This is a genomic window from Isoptericola sp. BMS4 (assembly GCF_011634835.1).
Classification (GTDB): Bacteria; Actinomycetota; Actinomycetes; order Actinomycetales; family Cellulomonadaceae; genus Isoptericola.
Genome location: NZ_SIRP01000026.1, coordinates 1 through 683, shown reverse-complemented (window position 1 = coordinate 683; position 683 = coordinate 1). Strand labels below are relative to the sequence as shown.

Here is a 683-nt window from a genome sequence, read left to right as displayed (position 1 = left end):
GTCGCCACGACCGCCGACGCGATGCCCGCCGCCGTCGCCACCGACAGCACCAGGCTCGTCGCACCCTCCGCGCTACCCGCCCCGACCGAGATCTGTGCCATGAACGTCCACACCCCGCTGAGCGCGACGTAGAACAGCACGATGGCTGCGAGCCCGGCAGCGAAGCGTCCCGCCGTCCCCGCCACGACGCGAGGCACGGCTCCCCCCGCCGCGGCGGCGGTCGGCCGGCGCAGCGAGACGCCTCGGAGGAGCGGGACGACCGCGAGACCCAGGACCGTCATCACGGCCAGGGTCCAGTAGATCGCCGCGACGTCGGCTCCCTGGTACACCACGGGGAACACGGCCATGATCAGGACGCCCGGGACGAGGGAGGCCACGACGTAGATCCCGAAGGCACGACCGGGGTTGCGGGTCCGCGGGCTCAGGGAGAGCAGCACGACCTGGACCGACCCCGCGGCGAGCGCGGTGAGGACGCGCACCACGAGAAGCACGCCGAAGTCCTCCACGAAGCCCGAGACCACCTGGCCCGCGGCCACGAGCACCATGCAGGTGGTGACGGAGACCGCGAGCGGCACACGTGTCAGCCAGAGGAACGCCGGCAGGGTCGCGAGGCTGAACGCGCCCAGCTCGGCGGAGAACAGCAGCCCGGTCTGCGCCGGGTCGATCTGGTACTTGGCGACGAG

The 683-nt window shown here is 72.5% G+C and carries 1 pseudogene; it reads right to left on the bottom strand.

Features of this window, described 5'->3' with window-relative positions:
- Positions 1-683: pseudogene (locus tag EYB28_RS19820) on the bottom strand (MFS transporter); the annotation flags it as partial.